Below are 2,115 nucleotides of genomic sequence, written 5' to 3'. Positions count from 1 at the left end.
GATCGGCACGTCGGGGAAGCGCGTGCGCAGTTTCTTGCACAGGTAGCGGGCATGGGCCAGCGCGGCCGGCGGCGTGGCCGAGATGCAGATGGCGTCGGGCTGCGTCAGGGCCGCCTGTTCGAGCATTTCACCCTTGAGCGTGGCCGCCACCGCCTCGGCGCTGAACTCGGACGGGGCGAGCACGCGCACCAGCAGCTGCGCGGCCAGCTCGTCGGCCGCGTCGGCGGCCGGCAGGAACAGCACCGACATCTGCAGCGCCGGCTCGGCGGGGATGGCGGGGCTCGTTTCAGTTTCGGTTTCGACCTGGGTCTCGGCCAGCGCCACCGCGGCCGGCAACTGCTCGATGAGCTCGGCCACCAACTCGATGATGGCGTTGCGCCGGGTCACGTCGATGGCGCCGCGATCGTGGTCTTGCTCGATGAAGCGCAGGGCCGGCAGCAGGATGGTGTCGCACACGTCGACGAGCGGATTGGCCGCCAGCGCCTCGTCGATCAGGTCCTGCGCTTCGTCGGCGTCGTTGGCGAGCAGGCGCTGGTAGAAGCGTTCGCTCGGCAACAGCACCGGCTGGTCGGTGAGGATCACGCCGACGAAGCCGAGCTGCGGTATGTATTTGCCCATCACCGCCAGGCACACCGTCAGCGGCGTGGCGAGGAACAGGCCCGCCGTGCCCCACAGCCAGGTCCAGAACACCGCCGCGACGATGAGCGCGAACGAAGACACCCCCACGCTCGAGCCATAGAGGCGCGGCTCGAGCACGTTGTTGCTCATCAGCTCCAGCGTGACGATGAGGCCGATCACCATCAGCGGTTCGGTCCAGCCGTTGAAGAACGCAATCGAGAGCGCAATCGGCCCCACCGCGGCGAGCACCGGGCCCAGGTAGGGGATGAAGCGCAACACGATGGTGAGCGTGCCCCACAGCAGCGCATCGGGCACGCCGATGAAGAACAGGCCCGCGGCCACGAGCGTGCCCTGGATGGTGTTGATGAGCGTCTGCATCAGCAGGTAGCGGCTCACGCGCTGCGCGGCGTCGTCGAGCGCACTCATGGTGGTGTGCATCTCGGTGGCGCCGAGCAGGCGCACCAGTCGGTCGCGCAAGTCTTCGCGCTGAATCAACATGAACACCACGAACACCAGCACGATCGCCGCGGTGGACAGCGGGCCGAGGAGCGGGCCGAACAGGCCGCGCACCACCTGCGCCGCGCTCGGCGGGGGCGCGACGATCTGCACCTGGGTGATGCCGGGCGCAACGGCCTGCCCGGGCGAGGATTTCTGCAGCTCGTCGCTGAGCTCCTTGACGGTCTCCACGCCGCGCTCGAGGCCACCGTTGTCGGAGCCGACGGATATCGACCTGATCTTGGACAGCAGGTTGTCGCGGTAGGAGGGCAGGTCTTCCACCAGGCCGAGGAACTGGTGCGCGACCGTGTAGATCAGCAGGCCGATGAGCGCAAAGGCCACCAGCGTGGTGAGCGCTACCGCGATTTCGCGGTTGGCGCCCCAGCGCTCGACGCGGTGGACCAGCGGCGCGAGCAAGAAGGCCAGCATCAGCGCCAGGGCCACCGGCACGAGCACGTCTTCGGCGAAGTGCAGCACGGCGACGACGCCGAGCATGGTGAGCAGCACCAGCCCGGTCTGCGTCGTCAATGGCTTGCTCGGAATCAAGGGGCCTCCAGCGCGGGGTGGCTGCAAAACCGGCCAAGCAGATGGCGTGCCTGTGAGTAGGGGCGTGGTGGTGATGGTGGATATGCGAGCGGTGGGCGGGCGGCAGGTTGCGGCCAGCTCTCACCCCTAGCCAGCTCCCAGAGGGAGAGGCAACCGACGCGACCCGCCACCGCAGCGCGCCTGCGCGCCTGCCTAGCTCCGTCTCCCACTGCCGGGAGGAATCAACGCGCCCCGCCACGGCACCGCGCGCTTGTATGACTCCCTCTCCCCCGCGGGGAGAGTGCGGCCCGGCTCAGGAAAGTGACGCGCCGATGCTCTCGACGCCGATGCCGCCCCGCTCGCCGCCGCGTGCCGCCCGGGCGTCGCTGTTGATCGGCATCGATGCAGACGGCAAACGCCTCGCCTCGCAACCTGGCCCCTCCCGCAATGCACCCGGTAGGCGGTACTCGCAGAGTT

General features: G+C 68.9%; 1 protein-coding gene. It reads right to left on the bottom strand.

The window, feature by feature from the left end:
* A partial coding sequence (locus RMO12_RS12345) for an AI-2E family transporter (RefSeq protein WP_309639520.1) occupies nt 1–1,641 on the bottom strand: 1,641 nt, incomplete at its 3' end.
* Nucleotides 1,642–2,115: the final 474 nt, after the last annotated feature.

Origin of the sequence: Methylibium sp., from assembly GCF_031393925.1 — a bacterium.
Classification (GTDB): domain Bacteria; phylum Pseudomonadota; class Gammaproteobacteria; order Burkholderiales; family Burkholderiaceae_C; genus Methylibium.
This window is presented reverse-complemented; position numbering and strand designations above follow the sequence as displayed.